Annotated in this window: 5 protein-coding genes; 4 read left to right on the top strand and 1 reads right to left on the bottom strand. The window is 71.1% G+C overall.

The window, feature by feature from the left end:
• The 3 genes from EBN03_RS34290 to nrdR all read left to right on the top strand — a co-directional run.
• Positions 1-453 (top strand): peptigoglycan-binding protein LysM (locus EBN03_RS34290; RefSeq protein ID WP_158675723.1); only part of this gene is annotated, 453 nt, incomplete at its 5' end.
• Between the two features lie 142 nt (positions 454-595).
• Positions 596-1813 (top strand): hypothetical protein, encoded by a 1218-nt coding sequence (locus EBN03_RS23565; protein WP_122190267.1) that lies wholly within the window; start codon positions 596-598, stop codon positions 1811-1813.
• Positions 1814-1947: 134 nt separating this feature from the next.
• A complete protein-coding gene (nrdR, locus tag EBN03_RS23560) occupies positions 1948-2430 on the top strand; it encodes a transcriptional regulator NrdR (RefSeq protein ID WP_122190266.1) in 483 nt (160 codons plus the stop codon).
• Between the two features lie 9 nt (positions 2431-2439).
• Here nrdR and hrpA read toward each other — a convergent pair whose 3' ends face one another.
• Positions 2440-6723, bottom strand: coding sequence for an ATP-dependent RNA helicase HrpA (gene hrpA / locus EBN03_RS23555; protein WP_122190265.1), 4284 nt, complete (start codon positions 6721-6723; stop codon positions 2440-2442).
• Between the two features lie 52 nt (positions 6724-6775).
• Between hrpA and EBN03_RS23550 the strand changes: the two genes are divergently transcribed.
• Positions 6776-7435 (top strand): Pr6Pr family membrane protein, encoded by a 660-nt coding sequence (locus EBN03_RS23550; protein ID WP_122190264.1) that lies wholly within the window; start codon positions 6776-6778, stop codon positions 7433-7435.
• Positions 7436-7454: the final 19 nt, after the last annotated feature.

Below are 7454 nucleotides of genomic sequence, written 5' to 3'. Positions count from 1 at the left end.
CGCGCCGGGCGCGCCACCGGCGCGCCCCGGGTCCGGGTGGCCGTCGCGCGGTGTCAGGGCGGGTCGGTCCGGCCGCCGAGCCGCCGGGCCACAGCCGCACAGGCCCCGATCGCCGTGCGGGCCGGGCGGCCCTGTGGCGCGCATCCGCTGCGGCGGGTCGAACGGGCCCAGGCCGGTCTGGCCACGCTGGCGGTGACAGCGCTGGTCACCGCGGGCGTGGTGTGCGGGCTGGTCGTGGTGGCGCAGGTGCGCGGGGGCGGGGCGTCGAATGCGTTGGGGCACACCGAGATCGTGCAGGTGCAGGCGGGCGAGTCGCTGGAGGACGTCGCGGTGCGGATCGCGCCGGACCGGCCCGTGGCCGAGACGGTGCATCGCATCGTCGATCTCAACGGGCTGGCCGCGGGTGCGGTGGCCGCTGGGCGATTGCTGGTGGTGCCGGGGCCCGCACGCTGATCCGGTGCGAAGATCGAAACCGCCGCCCGGAACTGGAACCTGTTGCTACGGTGCCCAAATGAGCGCCGGCCGGCCGGCCGGAGCTCGTCATCGGCAGGGAAGTGGTTCGGTGCGGGCTGATCGTCGGGGTCGAAGTGTCCGGTTGTCCCTCGGTGTCGCGGCGGTGCTCGCGGCCGTCCTGGCCGGTCCGGCGCTGACGCCGGTCGCGCAGGCGGATCCGGTACTCGCCGCGTACCTGGACCTGCCCGCGCCCGGCGGCGACGGTTCCACCGGCGGCGGTCTCGATCCCGGCCTGCCGCTCGACGTCGGCACGCTGCGGGCCGCCGTCGAGCAGGCGCGCGCGGAAGGCCTTGCGCCACACCGGTATGCGACGTTGCTGCACCAGTACTGGCTGGCGGTCTCGACGGCGAACGCCGGGATCGACCTGGCGAGCTGGGATCCGCACCTCGGTTCGGCGGCCAATGCGGCGACCTTCACCCAGGTGTACGTGAACTATCTGCGCCTGGCGACCACGCACCCGGACTTCTACTGGGCCGGTCTGGCGGGCCTGGCCGGCGGCTCGTTCGCCTCCGGATTCTTCGACATCGGCGATCTCGCGCCGGTGGTCGGCGCCGTGCACCAGCTCGGCGAGACCGTCGCGGACCTGATCGCCACCACCCCGCCCGAACTCGCCGCGATGCTGCCGCCGGACCTGCGCCTGCTGGCCACCGCGGGCCCGCGGCTGTCGCCGCAGGACATGGAGTGGTACCGGATCCGCCTGATGACCATGCAGAAACACATCTTCATCGACCAGGTGCCCATGCACGAGGCGTACGCGGCCGAGGGCATGCCCGCCATCGAGGAGATGGCCGCCGCCGGCATCCTCGACGACAACGCCGTCACGGCCTGGCGCGACATCGACTCGGGCACCGCCGCGGGGCTGGACGACGCGCTGCTGCGGATGACCGACCGGGAACAGAACCAGATCATCGCCGACCAGTGGGACCAGACCTCCGCCGGGCGCGGGGACATGGGCCGGGTGCTCACCTATGTCACCACCATCGCCGGCAAGGCCGCGGTGCCCGGCACCCGCGCGCCCGGCGTGTACGCGCCGCTCACCGTGCACGCCGACGTCGACGGCCACCCCATGTCGCTGCGCCTACCGCTACCGGACTTCAATTGGGCCGACCGCGACACCCGCTGGGCCTACATCACCGCCGACCTGGTGCCGCGTTGCCTCGATCTCGACCACGATCCCGCCCGCGCGCAGGTGATCCTGGGCGAACCGTTCGCCGCCAAACTCGAGCACGGCCGGTTGCTCAGCCGGCTGCCCGACCTGATCACCGACCTGACCGGGCAGTGGTCGATCACCGCCGGCTGACCCGCGCAGGTAACGGGTAGCTACCACTGAGCGTGGCCGGGCGAGGTGATCGGGCCGACCGGGACTACGCTGGGCGCTGAGAGCCCTGTACACCGGCTCACGGAGCGAGCCCAGGCATCGACGAAGGATCTCGGATGCATTGCCCCTATTGTCGGCACCCAGATTCCCGGGTGGTCGATTCGCGCGAGGTCGAGGAAGGCAGCGCCATCAGGCGCCGTCGTGCCTGTCCCGAGTGCAGCCGTCGGTTCACCACCGTCGAGACAGCAGTGTTGTCCGTGGTCAAGCGCAGCGGTGTGACCGAGCCGTTCAGCCGCGAGAAGGTGATCCGCGGCGTGCGGCGGGCGTGCCAGGGGCGCGAGGTCGACGACGACGCCCTGAACAAACTGGCCCAGCAGGTCGAGGACGCGGTGCGGGCCAAGGGATCTCCGGAGATCCCCAGTCACGAGGTGGGCCTGGCGATCCTGGGGCCGCTGCGCGATCTCGACGAGGTCGCTTACTTACGCTTCGCCTCGGTCTACCGATCCTTCAGCTCCGCAGGCGATTTCGAGCGCGAGATCGCCGACCTGCGCCGCCACCGGGCCGACAGCACGCTGCCGGCCGGCGCGGACCAGAACTGAGCGGCGAACTCAGGACGTCGGCGGTTTGCGGACCGGCGCCGACCGGACCGCGGAGATCGCCTTCTCGATTCGCTTGGCCGACACCGGATACGGCGTGCCGACCTGCTGCGCGAACAGTCCGACCCGCAGCTCCTCGATCATCCACCAGATCTCGGTGACGTCGCGGGCGGCCCGCCGCGATTCCGGCAGGGCGTCCAGCAGCCGCTGGTAGCTCAGGTGCACCCGGTCCAGTTCGGCCATCGCCTGATGGTCGCGGGCGGCCGAGGACGGCAGCGCGGCCAACCGGACCGCCGCCGCTTGCAGGTAGCGGGGGAGTTCCCGCAGCCGGACCGCACCGAACTCGGTCACGAATCCGGGGAACACCAGCTCGTCGAGCTGATGGGTGACATCGTCGGCGATCTCTCGGTCGGTGACGTCGGCCAGCAGCGTCCGCACCCGGTGGGCCTCCGCCAGCACGGGCACCACGAGCCGGACCAATTGCGCTACGGCACCGGAGAAGTGCGGCCGGATCCGGTCCACGAGCGCGCGGAACTCCTCGGGGCTGCGGACCGGTCCGCCGTGTTCGGCCAGCAGCCGGTCGGCGGCCGCGGCGCGGCAGTCCGCCACCAGATCGTCCAGCGAACCGTGCGGGTTCTGGGTGAGCGCGAGTCGTTGCGCGGGCGGCAGCCCCGCGGTGACGGTGCGGGTAGCGGTCGGCAGTTCCCGCAGCAGCAGGGCCCGGGTCCCGGTCCGCATGGCCGCCGCCTGCGCGCCCGCGGACGGCAGCACCCGCACCGCGACGCCGTCGCCCTCGGGGACCAGCGCCGGATAGCCGGTGACCGTCTGCCCGCCCGTGGTACGGGTCACCGTGGCCGGCAGGGTGCCCAGCGACTCCGAGGTCCACACCGCGGCCGCCGGACGCTCGGCACCGGCTGTCGCCCGCGCCACCGACTTCGAAACCTGTTCGGCGAGAACGCGTTTCAGCTCCTCGAGGCTCTTGCTCCGGGCGGCGATCGAGCCGTCGGGCCGGGTCGCGGCGAAGGTCATCCGCAGATGGTCGGGCAGGGCTTCGGGTTTGAGATCGCCGGCGGTGATGGTCGTGGACGCCAGCCGGCTCAGTTCCCGGGCCAGCCCGGTCCGCAGCGGTTCGGCGCGCGGAGTCAGCTGGGCCAGTGCGGCTTTCGCGAAATCCGGGGCGGGCACGACCAGCCGGCGCTGGGTCTTGGGCAGGGTCTTGATGAACGCGGCAGCCAGCTCTTCGCGCATCCCGGGCACCAGCCAGTCGAACCCGACCGCGCGGATGTGCGCGAGCTGGGCGATCGGGATGTGCGCGGTGACCCCGTCGTCGGCCTGGCCCGGCTCGAACTGGTAGGTCAACGGCACGGTCAGTTCGCCCTGCCGCCAGTGATCGGGGAACGCCGTCGGATCCAGCAGCGCGGCATCGGAATTCACCACCGTTTCGGTGGAGAAGTCCAGCAGCGCGGGATCCTTGCGGCGCGCGGTCCGCCACCAGGTGTCGAAGTGCCGCACCGAGGTGACGTCCGCGGGCACCCGCTGGTCGTAGAAGTCGAACAGGGTCTGGTCGTCGACGAGGATGTCCCGGCGCCGGGCCCGGTTCTCCAGATCGGCGACGTCCTCGAGCAGCGCGCGGTTGCGGTGGAAGAACTCGTGCCGGGTCTCCCATTCGCCCTGCACCAGCGCGTGCCGCAGGAACAGCTCGCGCGACAGCTCCGGATCGATGCGCCCGTAGTCGACCCGGCGCTGGGTGACCAGCGGCACGCCGTACAGCGTGACCCGCTCGTAGGCCAGTGCCGCACCACGTTTCGACGACCAGTGCGGTTCGGAGTAGGTGCGCTTGACCAGATCGCCGGCCAGCCGTTCGGCCCATTCGGGCTCGATGCGCCCGGCCGTGCGGCCCCACAACCGGGAGGTCTCCACCAGTTCGGCGGCCATCACCCAGCGCGGCGGCTTCTTGGCCATAGCCGATCCGGGGAAGATCATGAACTTGGCGTTGCGGGCACCGAGGAACTCTCGCGATTCCCCTTCGCGCACACCGATATGCGAGAGCATGCCGGCGAGCAGCGACTGGTGGATCGCGGTCGCGTCCCAGGGGGACGCGTCGCTGTGGGTGAACGCGGCTTGGGCGTCGGCCTTCGCCGTCGCGGAACCGCCTGCGCCCCTGCGTCGTCCGCTGTCACTGCGCGGGCCGCCGTCCACCTCGCCGTGGCCCGAGGCCGGTCGGCGGCGGTTCGCGCGCGGGCCGCCGCGGCTCGCCGCTCCGTCTCCGTCTGCGACCCCTTCGGCTCGGGCCGGCCGGCCGTCCGCATGCTGCCCGCCTCGGTCATCGGATCGATTGCCGCCCAGGGCATTCGGCTCGCCGTTGCCGTCGGTGTTCCAGCCCAGCCCGCGGGTGATGGTGCGCAGCTGCCCGTGCAGGTCCTGCCACTCCCGCAACCGCAGGTAGTGCAGGTACTCGTCGCGGCACATGCGCCGGAACTGGTTGGAGGAGAGGGCATTGCGCTGCTCGCGCAGGTAGTCCCACAATCGCAGGTAGCTCAGGAAGTCCGAGCCCTCCACGGTGAACCGGGCATGTTTCGTGTCGGCCGCCTGCTGGGCGTCGGCGGGCCGTTCGCGCACGTCCTGGATCGACAGCGCGGCCACGATGACCAGGACCTCGGACAGGCACCCGTTCCGATTGGCCTCCACCAACATTCGGCCCATGCGCGGGTCGACGGGGATCTGCGCCATCTCGCGGCCGACCGCGGTCAGCAGCAGGTCGCCGACGACCCCGCCTCGTGCGGCACCGGCCGTGTCCGGGGTCGGCGCCTCGCCCGAGTCCGCCCGGCCCCTGCTGCCGTCGGTCCGCCGTGCGAGCGCACCCAGTTCCTCGAGCAGCGCGATGCCGTCCCGCACCGCCCGCCCGTCCGGCGGCTCGACGAACGGGAAGTTCTCGATATCACCGAGACCCAGCGCCGTCATCTGCAGGATGACCGCGGCCAGATTGGTGCGCAGGATCTCCGGTTCGGTGAACTGCGGCCGGGCGTCGAAGTCGTCCTCGGCGTAGAGCCGGATGCAGATACCGTCCGCCACACGGCCGCAGCGTCCGGCGCGCTGGCGCGCCGACGCCTGCGAGATCGGCTCGATCGGCAAGCGCTGCACCTTGGTTCGCACCGAGTACCGCGAGATCCGCGCGTTTCCGGGGTCGACGACGTAGCGGATGCCGGGCACCGTCAGCGAGGTCTCGGCCACGTTGGTGGCCAGCACGACCCGGCGGCCGGTATGCGGTTCGAACACCCGATGCTGCTCGGCCGCGGACAGCCGCGCGTACAGCGGGACGATCTCCGTGCGGGGCAGTTTCAGATCGCGCAGCGCGTCGGCGGTGTCGCGGATCTCGCGCTCCCCGGACAGGAACACCAGGATGTCGCCGTCGCCCTCGGGCAACAGTTCCCGCACGGCGTCGCCGATCGCGTCCACCGGATCCCGGTCGACCAGGCGCGGGTCGTCGTCCTCGTCGTCCTCCGACGGCGCCGGAATCTCCAGAGCCAGTGGGCGGTAACGGATCTCGACCGGATAGGACCGGCCGGACACCTCGACGATCGGCGCGGGATTCCCGGCCGGGTCGGCGAAATGGCGGGCGAACAGTTCCGGGTCGATGGTGGCCGAGGTGATGATCACCTTCAGATCGGGGCGCTGCGGCAGCAACTGCTTCAGGTACCCGAGCAGGAAGTCGATATTGAGGCTGCGCTCGTGTGCCTCGTCGATGATGATCGTGTCGTAGCGGCGCAGCAGCCGGTCACGCTGGATCTCCGCCAGCAGGATGCCGTCGGTCATCAGCTTGACCAGTGTCCGGTCCGAGGCCTGATCGGTGAAGCGGACGGTGTACCCCACCACGTCGCCGAGCTCGGTGCCCAGCTCCTCGGCGATCCGCTCGGCGACCGTGCGCGCCGCCAGCCGGCGCGGCTGGGTGTGGCCGATGGTGCCCCGGATACCGCGGCCGAGTTCCAGGCAGATCTTCGGGATCTGCGTGGTCTTGCCGGATCCGGTCTCACCGGCGATCACCACCACCTGATGGGCGGCGATCGCGGCCGCGATGTCGTCGCGGCGCGCCGAGACCGGCAGCTGTTCGGGGTAGCTGATCGCGGGGACGGCCGCGCGGCGCGCGACGATCCGCTGTTCGGCGGTGGCGATCTCGGCTTCGATCCCGGACGTATCGCCGCGGGTCTTGTCGAGCCGGCGGCGCAAGCGGTGTTCGTCCCGGAGCGACAGATCGGCCAGGCGGGCGCGGAGTTCACGGTGCTGAGCGGTCCTGGTCATTGCGTCCTCCAGCCTAGCGGCCCACGGAAACGGTTTGTGCGACCATCTGGGCATGGGGACGAATGCTGGAACTTCGCTGTGGATCCGGGTGCTGCGTGTGGCGTTCGGGCTGCTGGGGCTCGTGGCGTTGGTGTGGATCCCGATCCGGGGTCTCGGCAACCCCGCCTTCTCCGAGGTGAACTTCCTGAGCTACTTCACCATTCAGTCGAACATCCTGGGGATCGCGGTGCTGCTCGCCGGGGGTCTGCTGGATCCGGCCGGGCGCCGCTGGCAGCTGATCCGTGGCGCGGCCACGCTGTACCTGACGATCACCTGTGTGATCTACGCGGTCCTGCTGTCGAACATCGACGTCCAGCTCACCGACAAGTGGATCAACGACACCATGCACCGGCTGATCCCGATCGTCATGATGGCGGACTGGATCCTGGTGCCGGCCGCCCTGCCGGTCACGGCCGGTCTGATCGGGCGCTGGCTGATCTACCCGGCGCTCTACGGCGCTTACAGCCTGATCCGGGGCGCTGTCGTCGACTGGTATCCCTACCCGTTCCTCGACCCGCGTGCGCAGGGCTACGTCTCCCTGGTGATCGGCCTGGTGGTGATGACCGGCGTCTTCGCGCTGCTCGCGGTCGCGGTGGCGGTGGTGGGGAACCTGCGGACCGGGCGGGGCGCGTTCGCTACCCGGTCGCCGGAAGTTTTCCGTACCGGTAGGTAGGAACCCGACTAGGCTGGCG

It is taken from the genome of Nocardia stercoris (assembly GCF_003696265.1).
Lineage (GTDB): Bacteria > Actinomycetota > Actinomycetes > Mycobacteriales > Mycobacteriaceae > Nocardia > Nocardia stercoris.
The sequence above is the reverse complement of the archived record's forward strand: the minus strand, read 5'-3'. Positions and strand labels throughout refer to the sequence as shown.